Genomic DNA, 19,610 nt, shown 5'->3' on the forward strand with positions numbered 1-19,610 from the left:
CAACCTTTGACGTGGATCGGGGCACGCGAGGTCCGGTGGTGGCCACAATCGCGCTTCATCATGAAACCCACGCAGCCGAAAACCTTTGGAGGAGAGAACCATGTCAGTGAAGACGCCGTCGCCCGGTGATCTGGAGCCGATCGAGACCGCCAGCCGGGACGAACTGCGCGCGTTGCAGCTCGAGCGACTGAAATGGAGCGTGCGCCACGCGTATGAAAACGTGCCGCATTACCGCAAGAGCTTCGAGGCGAAAGGCGTCCATCCCGACGACCTGAAAACGCTCGAGGACCTCGCCCGGTTTCCGTTCACCGCGAAAGCCGACCTGCGCGACAACTACCCTTTCGGGATGTTCGCGGTGCCGCGCGGCAAGCTCGCCCGGGTCCATGCGTCGTCGGGCACGACCGGCAAGCCGACCGTCGTCGGCTACACGCTGAAGGATATCGACACCTGGGCTGGTGTCGTCGCGCGCTCGATCCGCGCCGCCGGCGGGCGGGCCGGTGACATGGTGCATGTGTCCTACGGCTACGGCCTCTTCACCGGCGGTCTCGGGGCGCATTACGGCGCCGAGCGGCTCGGTTGCGTGGTGGTGCCGATGTCCGGCGGCCAGACCGAGAAGCAGATCCAGGTGATCCAGGATTTCAAGCCCGACATCATCATGGTGACGCCGTCCTACATGCTGACGATCCTCGACGAGATGGAGCACATGGGCATCGACCCGAAGTCGACTTCGCTGAAAATCGGCATTTTCGGCGCCGAGCCCTGGACGCAGGGGATGCGCGAGGCGATGGAGGTGCGCTCGGGGCTGGACGCGGTCGACATCTACGGCCTGTCCGAAGTGATGGGGCCGGGCGTCGCGAGCGAATGCGTCGAGAGCAAGGACGGTCCGGTGGTGTGGGAAGACCATTTCTACCCCGAGATCATCGACCCGCAGACCGGCGAAGTGCTGCCGGACGGCGAGGAAGGCGAGCTCGTGTTCACGACGCTGACCAAGGAAGCGATGCCGGTGATCCGCTACCGCACGCGCGACCTGACGCGGCTGTTGCCGCCGACTTCGCGCAGCATGCGGCGCATGGCGAAGATCACCGGTCGTTCGGACGACATGCTGATCATCCGTGGCGTTAACCTTTTTCCGACGCAGATCGAGGAGCTGATCTGCCACATGCCCCAGCTCGCCGCGCAATACCTGCTGGAAGTCGACAAGAAAGGCCACATGGACACGCTGACGGTGAAGGTCGAGCTGGACCCGGAAGCGGTCGTCGGCCGGCATCCCCAGCAGAAGTCGGCAGTCGGCGAGGAGCTCGCGCATCGCATCAAGACTTTCATCGGCGTCTCAGCGAAAGTCATCGTCGGCGAGCCGTTCTCGATCGAGCGCGTGACGGTCGGCAAAGCCAGGCGCGTCGTCGACCGCCGGCCGAAGGAATGAGCGCAACAGCCCCCGTCAGAGAACCCGAATTTTCCGGCAGCGCGATCCTGCGTGGCCGGACATGAAGAAGGAGCACATTCGATGTACACACAAGCTCTGGATATTCCCCAGCAGAACACCGAAGCGAAAGGCCCGCGGACGATCGAGAACCCCGCCTATCAGGCCGAGTTCGACGCGAAGATCGACGCCGGCGGCTACATCGAAGCGAAGGACTGGATGCCCGAGTCCTATCGCAAGACGTTGGTACGGCAGATCAGCCAGCACGCGCATTCCGAGATCGTCGGCATGCTGCCCGAAGGCAACTGGATCACGCGCGCGCCGACGTTGAAGAGGAAGGCGATCCTGCTCGCGAAAGTGCAGGACGAAGGCGGCCACGGACTGTATCTGTACGCCGCGGCCGAGACGCTCGGCGTGTCGCGCGACGAGCTGCTCGACGCGCTGCACTCGGGCAAGGCGAAATACAGCTCGATCTTCAATTACCCGACGCTGACCTGGGCGGACATCGGCGTCGTCGGCTGGCTCGTCGACGGCGCGGCGATCATGAACCAGATCCCGCTGTGCAAGTGCAGCTACGGCCCGTATGCCCGCGCGATGGTGCGCATTTGCAAGGAGGAATCCTTCCACCAGCGCCAGGGCTACGACCTGCTGCTGACGATGATGAAAGGCACCCAGGAGCAGCGCGACATGGTGCAGGACGCGGTCAATCGCTGGTGGTGGCCGTCGATCATGATGTTCGGTCCGCACGACAAGGATTCGACGCACTCCGCGCAAAGCTCGCGCTGGGGCATCAAGCGCATCTCGAACGACGACCTGCGGCAGAAGTTCGTCGACGCGACGGTCGAGCAGGCCAAGGTGCTGGGCGTGACGATGCCGGACCCCGAACTGAAATGGAACGAGGCGCGCGGCCATTACGACTTCGGCGTGATCGACTGGGACGAGTTCTGGAATGTTGTGAACGGCCACGGCCAGGGCAACGTCGACCGGCTCGCGGCGCGCGTCAAGGCTTGGGACGACGGTGCCTGGGTGCGCGAAGCGGCGCTCGAATATGCGCGCAAGCACGACGCCCGCGACAGCCGTGCCGCCTGAATCCCGATAACAAACCGACCGAAGGGCGGGCTGAGCCGCTCTCAACAGAGGAGATGGACATGGAACGCAAGGAATGGCCGCTGTGGGAAGTTTTCGTCCGCAGCCGTAACGGACTCGACCACAAACACTGCGGCAGCGTGCATGCGCCGGACGCGAAGCTTGCGCTGCAGGTCGCGCGCGACGTCTACACCCGCCGCCAGGAAGGCGTGAGCCTGTGGGTCGTGCAGGCCGACCACATCGTCGCTTCCGACCCTGACGCGAAGCCGGAGCTGTTCGATCCGGCCGAAGACAAGATCTACCGGCACCCGACGTTCTACCAGCTGCCGGACGAAGTGAACCACATGTAAGAGGGCGATGACGATGACCCAACAGATGACAAGCCCCGAACATATCGAATACGTGCTGCGCCTCGGCGACAACGCGCTGATTCTTGGCCAGCGCCTGTCCGAGTGGTGCGGCCACGCGCCGGTGCTCGAAGAGGACATGGCGCTCGCGAACATGTCGCTCGACCTGATTGGCCAGGCGCGCATGCTGCTCACGCACGCCGGTCGGCTCGAAGGCCGCGGTCGCGACGAGGACCAGCTCGCGTTCCTGCGCACCGAGCCGAACTACCGCAACCTGACGCTGTGCGAGCTGCCGAACCAGGACTTCGCGCGCACGATGGTGCGCAACTTCCTCTACAGCAGCTTCCAGAAGCTGCTGTGGGAACGCCTGATGACGTCGAGCGATGCCGAACTGGCCGCGATCGCCGCGAAAAGCATCAAGGAAGCGCGCTACCACGCGCAGCACGCCGGCGACTGGGTGATCCGCCTCGGCGACGGCACGGCCGAATCGTACGCGCGGGCGCAAGGCGCGCTCGACTACCTGTGGCCCTACACGGCCGAGTTCTTCGTCGCGACACCGGTCGACGACACGGTCGCGGCGGCCGGCGTCGGCCCGGCGTGGAGCGAACTGGAAACGGCCTGGGAAGCGCTCGCCATGCCGGTGCTGGCCGAGGCGACGCTGACGGTGCCGGCACGCACGCCGTTCCGTTCGTACGGCAAGTTCGGTCGCCACAGCGAGCACATGGGCCATCTGCTCGCCGAGATGCAGATCATGCAGCGCACCTACCCCGGCGCGCAGTGGTGAGCGGGGCGACGGCCGCCATGTTGACCGAAGCCCGCGCCTGGCAGGTGCTCGAGGCCGTGCCGGACCCCGAGATCCCGGTGATCTCGGTGACCGAGCTGGGCATCGTGCGCGAAGTCGTCGCGACCGCCGCCGGCCTGCACGTCGTCGTCACGCCGACCTACTCCGGTTGCCCGGCGACCGAAGTCATCGCGCAGAGCATCCGCGATGCGCTGGTCGCTGCCGGCGGCGGCGACGTGACGGTCGAGACGCGTCTCGCCCCGGCCTGGACAACCGACTGGATCACCGAGCCGGCAAAGGAAAAACTGCGCGTCTACGGCATCGCCCCGCCCGGCGGTGACGCGCCGGTCGGTCCGCAGCCGATCCGCTTCGTGCCGAAGAAGCTCGCGTGTCCGCGCTGCGGCTCGACCGATTCGGTGCGCCTGTCCGAATTCGGCTCGACTGCATGCAAGGCACTGTACCGCTGCCGCTCGTGCCTCGAACCGTTCGAATATTTCAAACCGATCTAAGTCGCCCGAGAGCGGCCACGGAGACCCCTGATGACCCCCAGAACGCCGAAATTCCATCCCCTGAAAGTCACCGAAGTGCGGCGCGAGACGCCCGAATCGGTAAGCCTGTGTTTCGAGGTGCCGGCCGAGCTCGCCGACGACTACCGCTTCGTGCAGGGCCAGCACCTGAACCTGAAGGTGCGGGTCGGCGACGAGGAGATGCGCCGCTCGTATTCCATCTGCGCCGGTGTCGATGACGAAGAATTGCGCGTCGCGATCAAGAAGATCGCCGGCGGCGCATTCTCGACCTGGGTCAACGACAACGGCATCAAGGTCGGCGACGTGCTCGACGTGATGACGCCCGAAGGCCGCTTCCACACGCCGCTCGACCCGGTGCACGCGAAGCACTACGTTGCGTTCGCGGCGGGCAGCGGCATCACGCCGATCCTGTCGCTGATCAAGACGACGCTGCGCGCCGAGCCGAAAAGCCGCTTCACGCTGGTGTATGGCAACCGCCGCCAGGGCAGCGTGATGTTCGCCGAGGCGCTCGAGGACTTGAAGAACCGCTATCTGTCGCGCTTCACGCTGTACAACCTGTTCTCGCGCGAGGAGCAGGAAGTGCCGCTGTTCAACGGCCGGCTCGATGCCGCGCGCGTCGCCGCGTTCCTCGACACGCTGATCCCGGTCGATACCATCGACGAAGCGTTCATCTGCGGCCCCGGCGGCATGATCGACGAAGTCGAGGCGGCGCTGCACAAGGGCGGTGTCGCGCACGAGCACATCCATCTCGAGCGTTTCGGCGTGCCGGCTTCCGCGCCCGAACATCATGTCGAGCCGGGCGACGCGGCGCAGGCGAAAGTCACCGTGATCGCCGACGGTCTCAGGCGCGAGATGGAGTTCCGCGCCGAGGATACGTCGATTCTCGACGTCGCGCTCGCCGCCGGCATGGATCTGCCGTATTCGTGCAAGGGCGGCGTGTGCTGCACCTGCCGGGCGAAAGTCATCGAAGGCAAAGTGCGCATGGACAAGAACTTCACTCTCGAGCAGCCCGACATCGATGCCGGCTACATCCTCACCTGCCAGGCGCATCCGCTGACCGAGCGGGTCGTGATCACGTTCGACGAGCGCTGAGCGCCCGCCGGCGACCCGCAAACGGACGAAACGGAAAAACAGCGCATGGCTCGCGGCAAGGCACCCACATTCGAACTGCAGCGCGCGGCGATCCTCGACGCGGCGGCTGCGCTGTTCGCGCAGAAAGGCTTCCACAACGCGTCGATGTCGGCGCTCGCGGAAGCCTGTGGCGTGTCGAAGCCGCTGCTGTACCACTACTACCGCGACAAGGAACACATCCTCTTCGACATCGCGGACAGCTACATCGACCGCCTGCTGGCGATCATCGACGGCGTCGTCGCACGCGGCCTCGACGACGACGCACATCTCTCCGAGCTCGTCACACGCTTCATGGAGGAATACGAGCACGCGCACGACCAGCACATCGTGATCGTCCAGGACGTGAAATTCCTGCAGCAGGAGCAGGCGGCGAAGATCGCCGCGAAGCAGCGCAGGGTGGTTTCGGCGTTCGCCGACGCGATCGTGCGGATCGAGCCGGGCCTGAAGGGGCGCAAGCTCGAACGCCCGGTCGCGATGATCCTGTTCGGCATGATCAACTGGACTTTCACCTGGATGCGGACCGACGGGCGGCTCACGTTCCGCGACATGGCTCCGGTCGTGACCGGGATTTTCCTCAACGGCGTCAAAGGCTTCGTCGAACAGAGCGGCAGGGTCACGGCATGAGCGGCGATCCTCGCGGGCCCGCTGCTGCCGCCTTGCGGGCTGCGTCCCGCGCCATCGGGGAGCTGCGCAGCCCGAGGTGCATGTACGATGTGCAGCGGCGATTTCCCCGGCGAGCCGGCGAGCGCTGCATCAATTCGGCCAAGATGAGGAATTTTTGCTCGTCGACCAGCGATTTGATACACAATAATCAGCCTGAGCAACAAAAAGTGTTGCACGTGGCCGGAACCCAGTCCGGGGTCGGCCGCTTATAAACCGAAGAGGAGGAGACACACATGAAGCTACGCACTTCAGTAATCGCGGTTCTCGGCATGGCTTTCGCGGCAGGTGCCGCTCACGCCGACATCAATGTCGGCGTTACCGTTTCTGCCACCGGTCCGGCTGCCTCGCTCGGCATCCCGGAAAAGAACACCATCGCGCTGATGCCGACGACGATCGGCGGCGAGAAAGTCAATTACATCGTGCTCGACGACGCTTCGGACACCACCGCTGCGGTGAAGAACACGCGCAAGCTGATCTCCGAAGACAAGGTCGATGTCGTGCTCGGCTCGACGGTCTCGCCGAACTCGCTGGCGATGATCGACGTCGTCGCCGAAACCGGCACCCCGATGATCTCGATGGCCGCTTCGGCACGGATCGTCGAACCGGTCGATGACAAGAAGCGCTGGGTGTTCAAGACGCCGCAGAACGACGCACAGATGTCGACCGCGATCGTCGAGCACATGACGAACAGCGGCGTGAAGACGGTCGCTTTCATCGGCTTTGCCGACGCCTACGGCGAAGGCTGGTACGAGCAGTTCTCGAGCGTCGCGGATGCCCGCAAGCTCAAGATGGTCGCCAACGAGCGCTTCAACCGCAATGACACCTCGGTGACCGGCCAGGTGCTGAAGCTGATGTCGGCGCGCCCCGACGCGATCCTGATCGCCGGTTCGGGCACGCCGGCCGCGTTGCCGCAGAAGGCGCTGAAGGAGCGCGGCTACACCGGCAAGATCTACCAGACCCACGGCGTCGCGAACAACGACTTCCTGCGCGTCTGTGGCAAGGATTGCGAAGGCACCTTCCTGCCGGCCGGCCCGGTGCTCGTCGCGAGCCAGCTCGCCGACAGCAACCCGGTGAAGAAGAGCGCGACCGAGTACATCACGAAATACGAGGCGGCATACGGCAAGGGCAGCGTGTCGACGTTCGGTGCGCACGCCTGGGATACGGGCGTGCTGCTTGCCGCGGCGGTGCCGGAAGCGCTGAAGAAGGCGAAGCCGGGCACCAAGGAGTTCCGCACCGCGCTGCGTGACGCACTCGAGAACCTGAAGGAAGTGCCCGCTGCACACGGCATCTTCACGATGAGCCCGACCGACCACCTCGGTCTGGACCAGCGTTCGCGCGTGATGGTGCAGATCCAGAACGGCGCCTGGAAGCTCATTCAGTAATCGGTCCGAAACACGCTGAAAGAGACCGGTTCGGCGGCGTCGTCGGGCGCCGCCGAACCCGCTTTCGATGCATCGGAGACAGACCGGGTCCCGCCTTGGCAGGTTCTGGTCCGGTAACGAGGTTTGTCCATGGATTTCCAGATAGCTCTGCTGCTCGGGCAGGACGGCATCACCAACGGGGCGATCTATGCGCTGCTCGCGCTCGCGCTCGTGTTGGTGTTTGCAGTTACTCGGGTGATTTTCATTCCACAGGGTGAGTTCGTGTCGTATGGCGCGCTCACGCTGGTCATGATCCAGGCCGGCGCGATTCCCGCGACGGTATGGCTGCTGCTCGGCGCCGGGTTGCTCGCGGCGGCGCTCGACGTGCGGCTCGCGCTGCGCGCCGGTCAGCCCGGGCGGATCGTGCGGCTCGTAGGCTGGTATGTCGCTTATCCGCTGGCCCTCGTCGCGCTGCTGTACACGCTGCCCGTCAAGGACTTCCCGATGGTGGCGCAGATACTGTTCGCGCTCGCCGTCGTCGTGCCGATGGGGCCGCTGATGTACCGGCTCATCTACCAGCCGATCGCGGCCGCGCCGGTGCTGATCCTGCTGATCGTGTCGGTCGCGGTGCATGTCGCGATGGTTGGCCTGGGGCTCCTGTTCTTCGGCGCCGAAGGCTCGCGCACCCCGCCGTTCTCCGATGCGCGCTTCGAAATGGGTCCGATCATGGTTTCCGGCCAGACGCTCTGGGTCGTGCTCTCGTCGCTCGTGCTGATCGTCGCGCTCTACCAGTTCTTCGAGCGGACGCTCTACGGCAAGGCATTGCGGGCGACCGCGATCAACCGGGTCGGCGCGCGGCTGATGGGCATTTCGCCGGCGCTCGCGGGGCGCCTCACGTTCTTCCTCGCCGCGCTGATCGGGGCGCTGTCGGGCGTGCTGATCGCGCCGATCACAACGATCTATTACGACACCGGCTTCCTGATCGGCCTGAAAGGCTTCGTCGCCGCGATCGTCGGCGGGCTCGGGAGTTATCCGGTTGCCGCCGCTGGCGCATTGCTGGTCGGCCTGCTCGAAGCGTTCAGCTCGTTCTGGGCAAGTGCACACAAGGAAGTGATCGTGTTCACGTTGATCATCCCGGTTCTGTTGTGGCGTTCGCTCAGAGGCCGCCACGTGGAGGAGGAGGAATGAAACCGATGTTCTCTCCGCGCCTGATTCTCGGCGTCTTTCTCGCAGTGCTCGCGGTGGCTCCGCTGGTGCTGTCTCCGTTCTACGTCACGCTCCTGAACTACATCGGCCTGTATGCGCTCGTCGCGCTCGGGCTCGTGCTCCTGACCGGCGTCGGCGGCTTGACGAGCTTCGGCCAGGCGGCTTTCGTCGGCCTCGGCGCCTACACCACCGCAGTGCTCACGACGGCGACCGAACTGCCGGGCTGGCTCGCGTGGGCAGGCGGGTCGCCGTGGCTCGCGCTCGTCGTCGGCCTGGTCTTCACCGCGGTCGTCGCGCTGGTGCTGGGCTCGCTGACGCTCAGGCTGTCCGGGCACTACCTGCCGCTCGGGACGATCGCCTGGGGCATCAGCCTGTATTTCCTGTTCGGCACGCTCGACACGCTCGGCGGCCACACGGGGCTTACCGGCGTGCCGCCGATCACGGTGTTCGGCTTCGAACTCGACCGCGGCGAAGAGCTGTTCTACCTGATCTGGCTGTTCCTGCTGTCGGCGGTGTTCACGACCCAGAACCTTCTCGATTCGCGTGAAGGGCGGGCGATCCGGGCGCTCAAGGGCGGCATGGTGATGGCTGAGGCGATGGGCGTGAATACCGCGCGCTCGCGGATGATCATCTTCGTCATCGCCGCGCTGCACGCCTGTGCGTCCGGCTGGCTGTACGCCCACCTGCAGCGCTTCGTGAACCCGACGCCGTTCGGCCTGCACATCGGCATCGAGTACCTGTTCATGGCGGTCGTCGGGGGCGCGGGACAGGTGTGGGGCGCGCTCGTCGGCGCCGGCGTGATCACGATCGCCAAGCAGTGGCTGCAGGACGTGCTGCCGAGAATCTTCGGCCAGAGCGGCAACTTCGAGGTGATCTTCTTCGGCCTGATGATGGTCATCGTGCTGCAGCGTGCGCGTGACGGCCTGTGGCCGCTGCTCGCACGGCTCGTGCCGGTGCGCGCGACGCGCCGCGAACTGGACGCCGCCGCCGAGGCGCTGCCGAGGAAACCGCTGCCGGCCAAGGGCGAAGTGATCCTCGAGGCCAAGGAGGTCACGCGCCGCTTCGGCGGCCTGGTCGCCAACAACAACATGAGCCTGTCGGTGCGTGCCGGCGAGATCCTCGCGCTGATCGGTCCGAACGGTGCGGGCAAGAGCACGATGTTCAACCAGATCTCGGGCGTCGATACGCCGACTTCGGGCGAAGTGCTGTTCCTCGGCCGCGCGGTGGCCGGGCGCGACTCGCGCGAGATCGCGCGCATGGGCATGAGCCGCACGTTCCAGCACGTGAAGCTGCTGCCGACGATGACGGTGCTGGAGAACGTCGCGATCGGCGCCCACCTGCGTGGCGACAAAGGTGTGCTGTCGTCGGCGTGGCGGCTCGACCGCAACGAGGAAGCGCGGCTGCTGAACGAAGCCGCGCGCCAGATCGAGCGGGTCGGCCTCGCCGAGCATATGTTCGATGCGGCCGGCAGCCTCGCGCTCGGCCAGCAGCGCATCCTCGAGATCGCCCGCGCGCTCGCTGCCGACCCCTGTCTGCTGCTGCTCGACGAGCCGGCCGCGGGCCTGCGCTTCAAGGAAAAGCAGGCGCTGGCTGAATTGCTGAAGAAGCTGCGCGGGGAAGGGATCGGCATCCTGCTTGTCGAACACGACATGGACTTCGTAATGGGCCTCGTCGATCGCGTCGTCGTCATGGAATTCGGCCAGAAAATCGCCGAAGGCCTGCCGGAAGACGTGCAGCGCAATCCGGCGGTGCTCGAAGCCTATCTCGGAGGCGTCGAATGAACGCGAACGTCCACGGCAGCAACCTGACCCTGAAAACCGTGCTGGAAGTGCGCGACCTCACCGTGTCGTACGGCAAGGTCGAAGCGCTGTCGAATGCCAATATCAAGGTCGGCGAAGGCCAGATCGTCACCGTCATCGGCCCCAACGGCGCGGGCAAGACGACGATGCTGTCGGCGATCATGGGATTGCTGGAGTCGCGCGGCAAAGTCGACTTCGACGGCACGATCGAAGGCGTGCCGGTCGTCGAGCGCATGGTTGCACGCGGCATGAACCTGGTGCCGGAAAAGCGCGAGCTGTTCGGCGAGATGACTGTCGAGGACAACCTCGTCCTCGGCGCGTTCCAGCGTCATCGTGCAGGCCACCGCGACCACGCGCAGACGATGGAAGAGGTCTACCAGCTGTTCCCGCGCCTGCGGGAGCGGCGCAGCCAGCTCGCCGGCACGCTGTCCGGCGGCGAGCGCCAGATGCTCGCGGTCGGCCGCGCGCTGATGGCCAAGCCGAAGCTGCTGATGCTCGACGAACCGAGCCTGGGCCTCGCGCCGCTGATCGTGCGCGAGATCTTCCGCATCATCAGCGAGCTGCGCCGGCGCGGGGTGTCGATCCTGCTCGTCGAGCAGAACGCGCGCGCCGCGCTGCAGGTCGCCGACTACGCCTATGTGCTCGAGACTGGCGAGATCGCGATGGAAGGCCCGGCGCGGCAGCTCGCCGACGACCCGCGCGTCATCGAGGCTTATCTCGGCCTCGGCGGCAAGCATCAGGAAATGCTGTCGACCTGAGTGCGGGAGGTGCGACGGCGCCGCGACCCCGGCGCCCGTCGCACCTGTTGCCCGGCAGTCATGCTTCTGGTCATGAGTCGAAAACGGGCCTGGGGCAGCGCCTGCGCGGTGGCCCATCGCCCGTGAATGCTGGCAGAATGACCGCGTTCGAATTTTCAACTTCCGATCCAGGAGGCACCGTGAATTCCCGTTTGCTTGAACCCGTTCGCCTCGGCGCACTGGAATTGCCGAACCGTGTCGTGATGGCGCCGCTGACGCGCTGCCGCGCCGACAATCCGGAATTTGCCCCGACCGAGTCGACGGCACGCTATTACGCACAACGCGCGAGCGCCGGCCTGATCGTGTCGGAGGCGACGATCGTCTCGGCCCAGGGGCGCGGCTACCCCTATACGCCCGGCATCTGGTCCGACGCCCAGGTCACCGGCTGGCGGCGCGTGACCGACGCAGTCCATGCCGCAGGCGGGCGCATCGTGTGCCAGCTGTGGCATTGCGGTCGCCTGTCGCTGACTGAATTCCACGACGGCGAACTTCCGGTCGCGCCGTCCGCGGTCAATGCCGAATGGAAGATGTTCTCGGCGCAGGGGCTGAAGACGACCCCCACGCCGCACGCGCTGAGCCGCGACGAGATCGCCGCGATCGTCGCCGACTTCGGCCGGGCCGCCCGCAACGCGGTGCTGGCAGGCTTTGACGGCGTCGAGATCCATTCGTCGAACGGCTATCTGATCCACCAGTTCTTTTCGCCGCTCGCCAACCGGCGCGACGACGAATATGGCGGCAGCCACGCGAACCGCGCGCGCTTCTTCTTCGAAGTGCTCGATGCGGTCGCCGCCGAGTGGTCGCCGTCGCGCATCGGCTTCCGCCTCAATCCGATGATGAACCGCTTCCATGGCATGCGCGTCGACGAGGACACGCTGCCGATGTTCGAGCACGTCGTGCGCCGTACCAATGCCTATGAGCTGGCCTATCTGCACCTGACGGAACCGTATCTGCCGAACCAGCTCGACGGCGCAGTCGGTGCGATCGACGATGTGGCGCGCCATTTCCGCGACATCGCGACGATGGCGGTCATGACGAATGGCGGCTTCGACCAGACGCGTGCCGAAGCTGCGCTCGCTGCCGGAACCTGCGATGCAGTCGCGTTCGGGCGCCCGTACATCTCGAACCCCGACCTTGTCGAACGCTTCCGTGCCGGCGCGCCGCTGAACGAGTGGGATGCAGATACCTTCTATCAGGGAGGCGACCGGGGCTATATCGACTATCCTACGCTCGGTGGATGACGGTTTTATGGCGATGAAATCGCTGTTTTTCGTGTTGTATCCACGTTCCGGGCAAATCCCCGGCGACCGCGACGGTGCTAGAATCCGCGCGGTAAAGCTGCAACTCTGTACCACACACACACCAATCGAGGATAAGCATGAACAAAGGTGAATTCGTCGAGGCCCTGGCCGACCGTCTGGATGTTTCCCGGGCACAGGCCGACCGGGCCCTGTCGACCGTGCTGGATATCATCGTCGAGCGCATGGCTGCCGGCGAAAAAGTTGCCTTCACAGGCTTCGGCTCTTTCGAAGTGTCCGAGCGCGCCGAGCGCACCGGGCGGAATCCGCAGACCGGCGCCTCGATCAAGATCGCCGCGTCGCGCGTGCCGAAATTCTCCGCCGGCGCCACGCTGAAGACCGCAATCAACAGCAAGTAAGAAACGCGGCTTTTTCATGCGGAAGCAGGACCCGGCACCTCCTGGCGTCGGGTCCTTCGTTTTTCTCTTTCCGGAATAGGGAAAATCAGGTACCATTCGTGTCGTTGTGCAATGCAGCAGTCGGTATTTTTTCCGGTCTATCTCGCGGGAGCAGGATTCCGCGGACCCAGCCGAGGGACTGTATCCACAGCCCCATCGCCTCCGACCCTCCCGTCGAACTCCATTCGTTCTTCTGATCGTATGGCATCGCGAATGCCGGTTGGTGCCGATGCGCGGTCGATTTCCGTCTGTTTTCCCGGCGGAATCCGGCCGGCCCACGCCCATCGCGCGCTTGCCGCCACCGCGTCCCCCATGGGACGGTGCGATGCTTTTTCATTTGCCCGTTCACCCGGGCATCGATTCGGCACGACCATCCGTTGTGCCGGACATACAAGGAAGAACCCATGACGTTCCAGGAACTCGGCCTCCACGAAGCCCTGCTTCAAGCCATCGCAACCACCGGTTACACGGTCCCGACTTCGGTCCAGGAGCAGGCGATCCCGGCCGCGCTCGCCGGTGCCGACCTGATGGTGTCCTCGCATACCGGCAGCGGCAAGACCGCCGCTTTCACGCTTCCGAGCCTGCACCGCCTGATCGACCGCAAGCCCGCGCCCGGCGCCGGTCCGCGCGTGCTGGTGCTGACTCCGACGCGCGAGCTCGCGCAGCAGGTCGAAAAAGCGGTCAAGACTTACGCCCGTAACCTGCGTTACCTGAATACTGCGTGCCTCGTCGGCGGCGCGCCGTTCTTCGCCCAGGCGAAGCTGCTGTCGCGCCCCGTCGACGTCGTCGTCGCGACTCCGGGCCGCCTCATCGATCACCTCAATCGCCGCAAGCTCAAGCTGTCGGACATCGAAGTGCTGGTGCTCGACGAAGCCGACCGCATGCTCGACATGGGGTTCGTCGAGGACATCGAGACCATCGTCGCGGCGACGCCGGCGAGCCGTCAGACGCTGCTGTTCTCGGCAACCCTCGACGGCGTGGTCGGCAACCTCGCGCGCAAGATGACGCGCAATCCGCAGCGCATCGAGATCGCCGCGACGGTCGAGAACCGCGCGAACATCGAGCAGCGTCTGCTGATGGCCGACAACATCGTGCACAAGAACCGCCTGCTCGAATCGCTGCTCGGCGGCGATGACCTGCAGCAGGCCGTCGTCTTCACGGCGACCAAGCGCGGTGCCGAGGAAGTGTCGCTGAACCTGCAGGAAAAAGGCTTTTCGGCCGCTGCGCTGCATGGCGACATGCACCAGACGGCGCGCAACCGCACGCTGGACAAGCTGCGCCAGGGCCGCATCGGCGTGCTCGTCGCGACTGATGTCGCAGCACGCGGCATCGACGTCGCCGGCATCAGCCACGTGATCAACTTCGACGCGCCCCGTCAGGTCGAAGACTACGTGCACCGCATCGGCCGTACCGGTCGTGCCGGCCGCGACGGCATCGCGATCACGTTCTCGGGGCCGCGCGAGATGGGCATCATCCGCGCGATCGAGCGCTTCACCGGCAAACCGCTCGCGGTGCATGTGATCGAAGGCCTCGAGCCGACGCAACGCCCGTCGTCGCCCCGTCGCGCGCCGAGCGGTGGCAAGCCGGGCTTCGGCGGTCGTTCGGGCGGGTCGTCGTACGGCCGTGAAAGCCGTGACAGTCGTCCGGGGGCCGGCAAAGGCTGGTCGTCGGAGTCGCCATCCGGGAACCGGGGCGGCTATGGTCGTGACGGTGGCGCCGGTCGCAGCGAAGGGAGCCGCTTCGGCGGCGACCGTCCGGAGGGCGCCCGCCGCCCGCGCCCGACGGCGCGCGGCTGAACGATTGCTCGGGCGGCCATTCACGGGCCGTCCTGCGACGAGGTGCGGGCGGATGAGCCGCTCGCACCTCGTCGTGCACCCGGACCGGTCGCTCCCTTTGTAGGCCGGGATGAAAAAAGCGCGGAACCGCGACAATGCGGTTCCGCGCTTTTTGCTTTTTGGTGCCGCGCCGGCTTCGACGGTCGCCGTGTGCGCGTCCCGGCGGGACTGGACCCTGCTGCTGCGGCCCCGCCGCCGGCTTCAGCTGCGGCCGGCGCTGACTTCGGTGACGCGCAGCTGCGTCGCGAGCTTGTCGAGGACGCCGTTGACGAAACGGTGACCGTCGGTGCCGCCGTAGCTTTTCGCCAGCTCGATCGCCTCGTTGATGATGACGCGGTACGGCGTGTCGAGGTTGTGCTTGAGTTCGTGCGTCGCGAGCAGCAGGATTGCGCGTTCGACCGGGGACAGTTCATGCACGGCGCGATGGATGAACGGCGCGAACTCTGCCTGCAGGTCGTCGACGTTGTTCAGCGTGCCGCGCAGCAGGCTGATGAAGAGCTCGCGGTCGGCCTTGTCGAAGCCTGAGACCTGGCTGACATGCTCCTCGATGAGCAGCATCGAGTTGGCCGAAAGCAGCCATTGGTAAATCCCCTGCAGCGCGAACTCGCGCGCCCGGCGGCGGGCAGCCTTGCTGCTCATTGGAGCTGCTTCAACAGCTTGGCCATCTCGATCGCGGTGCGGGCGCAGTCGGCGCCTTTTTCCTGCATCCGCGCGAGGGCCTGGTCGTCGTCTTCGGTCGTCAGCACGCCGTTGGCGATCGGCATGCCGGTGTCGAGTCCGACACGGTTGATGCCGCTGCCCGTTTCGTTCGACACCAGCTCGAAGTGGTAAGTCTCGCCGCGGATCACCGCGCCGAGCGCGATCAGCGCATCGAAGCGGCCGCTGCGCGCCATCGTCTGCAGCGCCAGCGGGATTTCCAGTGCCCCCGGAACGGTGGCGATGCGCATCAGTTCCGGCGACACGTTCAGGCGCAGCAGCTCGGCGGTGCAGGCCGACAGCAGGCCTTCACAGACGTCCTGGTTGAAGCGGCTCATGACGATGCCGACGCGCAAGCCGCGGCCGTCGAGGTCGGTTTCGAATTCGGGAATGTTGTCGTAACGGGCCATGTTCGATTCTTCAAAGACAAAAAGGCCGGCAGCACGGCCGCGATGCGCGACGGCTCCGGCGCGAAAGGTTCAGGGTAACACCCTCAGGGGCGCTCGACGAAGCCGGTGATCTCGAGACCGAAGCCCGCCATGCTCGGGATCTTGCGCGGGCTCGCGAGGAGGCGCATCTTGCCGACCTTCAGGTCGCGCAGGATCTGCGCGCCGACGCCGAAGAGGCGCGCGTCCCACTTCGCCGCGAGCGAGGTGTCGCCACGCAGGCCGGCGAGCAGTTCGCTGCCCGATTGCGGCCGATAGAGCAGCACGATGACGCCCTGTTCGGCTTCGGCCAGGCGCGCCATCGCCTGGTTGACGGGGAAAGTGTGGCGGCCGCTCTCGGGATCGATGAAGTCGACGACCGAGATCGGCTCGTGCACGCGCACCAGGGTTTCGCGCTCGGGGCGGATTTCGCCGTGCGAGAGCGCGAAATGCACTTCGCCGCTCGTCTTGTCCTCGAACGCGGCGAGCCGGAAGCGGCCGTACGGCGTCTCGACGTCCTTCTCGGCGACGCGCTCGACGAGGTGCTCGTTCGCCGAACGGTACTCGATGAGGTCGCGGATCGCGCCGATCTTCAGGCCGTGCTCCTTCGCGAACTCGACCAGATCCGGCAGCCGCGCCATCGTGCCGTCGTCCTTGAGGATCTCGCAGATCACCGACGCCGGCTCGAGCCCGGCCAGCGCTGCGAGATCGCACCCCGCTTCGGTGTGGCCGGCGCGGATCAGCACGCCGCCTTTCTGCGCCATCAGCGGGAAGATGTGGCCGGGCTGCACGATGTCGGCCGGCTTCGCGTGCCGCGCGACGGCCGCCTGCACCGTGCGCGAGCGGTCGTGGGCGGAAATGCCGGTCGTGACGCCTTCAGCCGCCTCGATCGAGGTCGTGAAAGCGGTGCCGTGCGGCGAGCGGTTGTCGCGCACCATCAGGTGCAGGTCGAGCTGGCGGCAGCGCGCTTCGGTCAGCGTCAGGCAGATCAGCCCGCGGCCGAATTTCGCCATGAAGTTGATCGCTTCCGGCGTCACGTGTTCTGCGGCGAGCACGAGGTCGCCTTCGTTCTCGCGGTCTTCCTCGTCGACGAGCACGACCATGCGGCCGGCGCGGATGTCCTCGACGATCTCGGTGATCGGGGCGAGTGCGCTCGTGCCGGCGCCGGGCCGTCCCAAGCCGGCGCGTTCCCCCTCGGGGGGCAGCGAGCCCGATTGCGGGCGAGCGTGGGGGTTGTCGATCATTGTGCGGATTCCTCGCGCCACGCGAGCATGCGTTCGACGTAACGGGCGATGAGGTCGATCTCGAGATTGACGCGGCTGCCGGCGGCGAGCTGCTTGAGATTCGTCACGGCGACGGTGTGCGGGATCAGGTTGATCGAGAATTCGCGGGCTTCGACGCGGTTCACCGTGAGGCTCACGCCGTTGACCGTGATCGACCCTTTCTTCGCGATGTAGCCGGCGAGCGCCGCGGGGGCACGGATCACGAGGTCGTGGCTTTCGCCGACCGGCGTAAAGCTCACGACTTCACCGACGCCGTCGACGTGGCCGGTGACGAGGTGCCCGCCCAGCCGGTCCGCGAGGCACAGCGCCTTCTCGAGATTGACTTCGTTGCCGACCGTGTCGAGGCCGGTGGTGCAGTTCAGCGTTTCACGCGATACGTCGAACTGCACGCGGCTGCCGTCGAGCGCGACGACGGTCAGGCAGACGCCGCTGTTCGCGATGCTGTCGCCGATCTGCACGTCGGCGAGGTCCAGTCCGTCGGCATCCACGATAAGGCGCACGCCGTCCTGGAGAGCTTCGATACGTTCGATTCGGCCGCAGGCGGCCACGATTCCGGAAAACATGATGGAGGGACGGGCAAGTGGGGAAGCAGCGATTGTAGGCGAAAGTGGGCGAAAAACGGTGGATTGCCAATCGCTTTCCGCCGCGGCCTCTTCGCGCCGGGTTCAGCGCAGCGCGCGGTCGAGCAATTCGCCGAACGGCTCCGCGGCCATGAATCCGACGACTCGCAGGCCGTCGCGCTCCTTGCCGTCGCGATCGAAGAAGATCGTTCCCGGCGGACCGAACAGCGTGAAACGCTTCAGCAGCGCCTTGTCGTCGTCGCTGTTCGCGGTGACGTCGGCCTTCAGCAGCAGCATGCGCTCCATGCGCGCCTGCACCGCGCCGTCGCTGAACGTGAAGCGCTCCATCTCCTTGCACGACACGCACCAGTCGGCGTAGAAATCGAGCATCACCGGCCGATCGGCCGACGCGAGGCGCGCGTCGAGCTCGGCGACGGACGCGACTTTCTCGAAACGCGGCGCTGTCGCCACCGACGCCGACGCTTCGGCCCGCAGCACCGCGAGCGGCTGCAGCGGGTCGCGCGAACCCGCCAGCGCACCGACGAACATCGCCGCCCCGGCGATCAGCATGACGACGCCGGTGCCTTTCCAGAAGCGCGCCCAGCCTTTCGCGTGCGCCGGCAGCGGATCGATCGCGTGCAGGAAAATGCCCGAGAACAGCAGCAGCGCCGCCCACGCGAGCATCGTCACGAGGGCCGGGACGACCGGCGTCAGCAGCCACACCGCGACGCCGAGCAGCATCACGCCGAACGCTTTCCTGACGCCTTCCATCCACGGTCCGACTTTCGGCAGCACCGAGCGCGCGGCGACACCGACTGCGATCAGCGGCGCGCCCATGCCGAGCGCCATGACGAACAGCGCGACTCCGCCGAGCGTCGCGTTGCCGGTCTGCGCGATGTAGAGCAGCGCCCCGGCGAGCGGTGCGGCGACGCACGGCCCGACGATCAGCGCCGACAGCACGCCCATGACCGCGACGCCGCCCAGACTGCCGCCTTTCTGGTGATTCGCGGTCGAGCTCAGGCGGCTCTGCAGCGCGCTCGGCAGTTGCAGCTCGTAGAAGCCGAACATCGACAGCGCCAGCAGCACGAACACCAGCGCGAAGGCGCCGAGCACCCACGCGTTCTGCAGCGCGGCCGACAGCAGCGTGCCGGAGATGCCCGCTGCGACCCCGGCCACGGCATAGGCCGCCGCCATGCCGAGGACGTACACGAGCGACAGCGCGAAAGCGCGTCCGCGCGAGATGTGGTGGCCATGGCCGACGATGACGCCCGAGATGATCGGGATCATCGGAAAAGTGCAGGGCGTGAAAGCGAGCAGCAGGCCGAAGCCGAAGAAGCTCAACAGGATCAGCGGTACGCTCGCGTCGCGCAGCAGGCCGGCAATGCGCCCGCTTTCGTCGCCGCTCGGCGCCGTGCCCGTGCCCGCGCCTGCGGTGCTGCCGGGCGACAGGAAGCGGTCGATGAAGCTGCCGCCGGCCGCGACCGGCGTCGCTGTCAGGTCGATGTCGGTGCTCTGCTGCGTCGGCGGGTAGCAGATGCCGCCGTCCCAGCAGCCCTGGCTCGTCGCGGTCAGGCGGAACGCGGTGACGCCTTCGGCTGCGATGACCGGCAGCAGGATCCGGATCTCGTCGCGGTACGTTTCGACGTCGCCGAAGAATTCGTCGTGCCTGATCTTGCCCGGGGCGCGTTCCGGAATGCCGAGCTGCACGGTCGGCGGGTCGGCGGTGAACTTGAACTTGTCGCCGTAAAGGTAGTAGTCGTCGGCGATGTCGAACGTGATCTCGACGGTGGCCGGGTCGAGCGCGCGAGCGGCGAAGCGGAAGGCTTTTTCGGGTTCGATCGGGCTGCCTTGCGCGAATGTCGGCGGGAGCAGGGCAAGCAGGCTGGCCAGGGCGGCCAGCAGTAACAGGAGGCGGCGCATCGGTTCGGAAAAAGTGTCGGAATTAGTCGGATTCTGGGGCGTGGCCGGCAACGGAGCCTGAACCGGGATCAAGCCGTCCG

At 66.1% G+C, this 19,610-nt stretch carries 19 protein-coding genes; 14 read left to right on the forward strand and 5 right to left on the reverse strand.

What is annotated here, in order from left to right; all coding sequences use genetic code 11:
- The first annotated feature begins 100 nt into the window (after nt 1-100).
- The 14 genes from paaK to EBN1_RS09975 all read left to right on the forward strand — a co-directional run bounded on the left by paaK (nt 101) and on the right by EBN1_RS09975 (nt 14,607).
- Complete coding sequence (gene paaK, locus EBN1_RS09910) at nt 101-1,423, forward strand: phenylacetate--CoA ligase PaaK (RefSeq protein ID WP_011237817.1); 1,323 nt, start codon at nt 101-103, stop codon at nt 1,421-1,423.
- Between the two features lie 81 nt (nt 1,424-1,504).
- On the forward strand, nt 1,505-2,509 hold the full coding sequence (gene paaA / locus EBN1_RS09915) for a 1,2-phenylacetyl-CoA epoxidase subunit PaaA (protein ID WP_011237818.1): 1,005 nt from the start codon (nt 1,505-1,507) through the stop codon (nt 2,507-2,509).
- Between the two features lie 59 nt (nt 2,510-2,568).
- Nucleotides 2,569-2,856: a 1,2-phenylacetyl-CoA epoxidase subunit PaaB gene (gene paaB, locus EBN1_RS09920; RefSeq protein ID WP_011237819.1), complete on the forward strand. Its 288-nt coding sequence runs from the start codon at nt 2,569-2,571 to the stop codon at nt 2,854-2,856.
- A 13-nt stretch (nt 2,857-2,869) separates the two neighbouring features.
- Complete coding sequence (paaC, locus tag EBN1_RS09925) at nt 2,870-3,637, forward strand: 1,2-phenylacetyl-CoA epoxidase subunit PaaC (protein ID WP_011237820.1); 768 nt, start codon at nt 2,870-2,872, stop codon at nt 3,635-3,637.
- Between the two features lie 17 nt (nt 3,638-3,654).
- A complete protein-coding gene (gene paaD / locus EBN1_RS09930; protein ID WP_011237821.1) occupies nt 3,655-4,143 on the forward strand; it encodes a 1,2-phenylacetyl-CoA epoxidase subunit PaaD in 489 nt (162 codons plus the stop codon).
- Nucleotides 4,144-4,173: 30 nt separating this feature from the next.
- Nucleotides 4,174-5,253, forward strand: coding sequence for a 1,2-phenylacetyl-CoA epoxidase subunit PaaE (gene paaE / locus EBN1_RS09935; protein WP_011237822.1), 1,080 nt, complete (start codon nt 4,174-4,176; stop codon nt 5,251-5,253).
- A gap of 45 nt (nt 5,254-5,298) precedes the next feature.
- Nucleotides 5,299-5,916: a TetR/AcrR family transcriptional regulator gene (locus EBN1_RS09940; RefSeq protein WP_011237823.1), complete on the forward strand. Its 618-nt coding sequence runs from the start codon at nt 5,299-5,301 to the stop codon at nt 5,914-5,916.
- 272 nt (nt 5,917-6,188) lie between these two features.
- Nucleotides 6,189-7,337: an ABC transporter substrate-binding protein gene (locus tag EBN1_RS09945; RefSeq protein ID WP_011237825.1), complete on the forward strand. Its 1,149-nt coding sequence runs from the start codon at nt 6,189-6,191 to the stop codon at nt 7,335-7,337.
- Between the two features lie 129 nt (nt 7,338-7,466).
- Nucleotides 7,467-8,504 (forward strand): branched-chain amino acid ABC transporter permease, encoded by a 1,038-nt coding sequence (locus EBN1_RS09950; protein ID WP_011237826.1) that lies wholly within the window; start codon nt 7,467-7,469, stop codon nt 8,502-8,504.
- A gap of 5 nt (nt 8,505-8,509) precedes the next feature.
- Nucleotides 8,510-10,303, forward strand: a complete 1,794-nt coding sequence (locus EBN1_RS09955; protein ID WP_083783024.1) for a branched-chain amino acid ABC transporter ATP-binding protein/permease — start codon at nt 8,510-8,512, stop codon at nt 10,301-10,303.
- Nucleotides 10,300-11,079 (forward strand): ABC transporter ATP-binding protein, encoded by a 780-nt coding sequence (locus EBN1_RS09960; RefSeq protein ID WP_011237828.1) that lies wholly within the window; start codon nt 10,300-10,302, stop codon nt 11,077-11,079. The genes EBN1_RS09955 and EBN1_RS09960 overlap by 4 nt, the downstream gene beginning before the upstream one ends.
- Nucleotides 11,080-11,258: 179 nt before the next feature.
- Nucleotides 11,259-12,356: an alkene reductase gene (locus EBN1_RS09965; protein ID WP_011237829.1), complete on the forward strand. Its 1,098-nt coding sequence runs from the start codon at nt 11,259-11,261 to the stop codon at nt 12,354-12,356.
- A gap of 137 nt (nt 12,357-12,493) precedes the next feature.
- Nucleotides 12,494-12,772 (forward strand): HU family DNA-binding protein, encoded by a 279-nt coding sequence (locus EBN1_RS09970; protein WP_011237830.1) that lies wholly within the window; start codon nt 12,494-12,496, stop codon nt 12,770-12,772.
- Between the two features lie 443 nt (nt 12,773-13,215).
- A complete protein-coding gene (locus EBN1_RS09975; protein ID WP_011237832.1) occupies nt 13,216-14,607 on the forward strand; it encodes a DEAD/DEAH box helicase in 1,392 nt (463 codons plus the stop codon).
- 240 nt (nt 14,608-14,847) lie between these two features.
- On the opposite strand, the gene nusB is transcribed toward EBN1_RS09975, so the two are convergent.
- The 5 genes from nusB to dsbD all read right to left on the reverse strand — a co-directional run bounded on the left by nusB (nt 14,848) and on the right by dsbD (nt 19,530).
- Nucleotides 14,848-15,285, reverse strand: a complete 438-nt coding sequence (gene nusB, locus EBN1_RS09980) for a transcription antitermination factor NusB (RefSeq protein ID WP_011237833.1) — start codon at nt 15,283-15,285, stop codon at nt 14,848-14,850.
- The gene (gene ribH / locus EBN1_RS09985; RefSeq protein WP_011237834.1) at nt 15,282-15,752 is read right to left on the reverse strand and encodes a 6,7-dimethyl-8-ribityllumazine synthase; all 471 of its coding nucleotides are present in this window, start codon (nt 15,750-15,752) and stop codon (nt 15,282-15,284) included. Before ribH ends, nusB begins: the two co-directional genes overlap by 4 nt.
- Nucleotides 15,753-15,835: 83 nt before the next feature.
- Complete coding sequence (gene ribBA, locus EBN1_RS09990) at nt 15,836-16,945, reverse strand: bifunctional 3,4-dihydroxy-2-butanone-4-phosphate synthase/GTP cyclohydrolase II (protein ID WP_011237835.1); 1,110 nt, start codon at nt 16,943-16,945, stop codon at nt 15,836-15,838.
- A gap of 62 nt (nt 16,946-17,007) precedes the next feature.
- Nucleotides 17,008-17,613: a riboflavin synthase gene (locus tag EBN1_RS09995; RefSeq protein ID WP_011237836.1), complete on the reverse strand. Its 606-nt coding sequence runs from the start codon at nt 17,611-17,613 to the stop codon at nt 17,008-17,010.
- 102 nt (nt 17,614-17,715) lie between these two features.
- The gene (dsbD, locus tag EBN1_RS10000) at nt 17,716-19,530 is read right to left on the reverse strand and encodes a protein-disulfide reductase DsbD (protein WP_049780247.1); all 1,815 of its coding nucleotides are present in this window, start codon (nt 19,528-19,530) and stop codon (nt 17,716-17,718) included.
- Between the last annotated feature and the right edge of the window lie 80 nt (nt 19,531-19,610).

The organism is Aromatoleum aromaticum EbN1 (genome assembly GCF_000025965.1).
GTDB classification, from domain to species: domain Bacteria; phylum Pseudomonadota; class Gammaproteobacteria; order Burkholderiales; family Rhodocyclaceae; genus Aromatoleum; species Aromatoleum aromaticum.

Excerpts from the sequence above, each read along its gene's own strand:
- paaK (WP_011237817.1), top strand. The coding sequence starts at position 101 with ATGTCAGTGAAGACGCCGTCGCCCGGTGATCTGGAGCCGATCGAGACC.
- paaA (WP_011237818.1), top strand. The coding sequence starts at position 1,505 with ATGTACACACAAGCTCTGGATATTCCCCAGCAGAACACCGAAGCGAAA.
- paaB (WP_011237819.1), top strand. The coding sequence starts at position 2,569 with ATGGAACGCAAGGAATGGCCGCTGTGGGAAGTTTTCGTCCGCAGCCGT.
- paaC (WP_011237820.1), top strand. The coding sequence starts at position 2,870 with ATGACCCAACAGATGACAAGCCCCGAACATATCGAATACGTGCTGCGC.
- paaD (WP_011237821.1), top strand. The coding sequence starts at position 3,655 with ATGTTGACCGAAGCCCGCGCCTGGCAGGTGCTCGAGGCCGTGCCGGAC.
- paaE (WP_011237822.1), top strand. The coding sequence starts at position 4,174 with ATGACCCCCAGAACGCCGAAATTCCATCCCCTGAAAGTCACCGAAGTG.
- EBN1_RS09940 (WP_011237823.1), top strand. The coding sequence starts at position 5,299 with ATGGCTCGCGGCAAGGCACCCACATTCGAACTGCAGCGCGCGGCGATC.
- EBN1_RS09945 (WP_011237825.1), top strand. The coding sequence starts at position 6,189 with ATGAAGCTACGCACTTCAGTAATCGCGGTTCTCGGCATGGCTTTCGCG.
- EBN1_RS09950 (WP_011237826.1), top strand. The coding sequence starts at position 7,467 with ATGGATTTCCAGATAGCTCTGCTGCTCGGGCAGGACGGCATCACCAAC.
- EBN1_RS09955 (WP_083783024.1), top strand. The coding sequence starts at position 8,510 with ATGTTCTCTCCGCGCCTGATTCTCGGCGTCTTTCTCGCAGTGCTCGCG.
- EBN1_RS09960 (WP_011237828.1), top strand. The coding sequence starts at position 10,300 with ATGAACGCGAACGTCCACGGCAGCAACCTGACCCTGAAAACCGTGCTG.
- EBN1_RS09970 (WP_011237830.1), top strand. The coding sequence starts at position 12,494 with ATGAACAAAGGTGAATTCGTCGAGGCCCTGGCCGACCGTCTGGATGTT.
- EBN1_RS09975 (WP_011237832.1), top strand. The coding sequence starts at position 13,216 with ATGACGTTCCAGGAACTCGGCCTCCACGAAGCCCTGCTTCAAGCCATC.
- nusB (WP_011237833.1), bottom strand. The coding sequence starts at position 15,285 with ATGAGCAGCAAGGCTGCCCGCCGCCGGGCGCGCGAGTTCGCGCTGCAG.
- ribH (WP_011237834.1), bottom strand. The coding sequence starts at position 15,752 with ATGGCCCGTTACGACAACATTCCCGAATTCGAAACCGACCTCGACGGC.
- EBN1_RS09995 (WP_011237836.1), bottom strand. The coding sequence starts at position 17,613 with ATGTTTTCCGGAATCGTGGCCGCCTGCGGCCGAATCGAACGTATCGAA.
- dsbD (WP_049780247.1), bottom strand. The coding sequence starts at position 19,530 with ATGCGCCGCCTCCTGTTACTGCTGGCCGCCCTGGCCAGCCTGCTTGCC.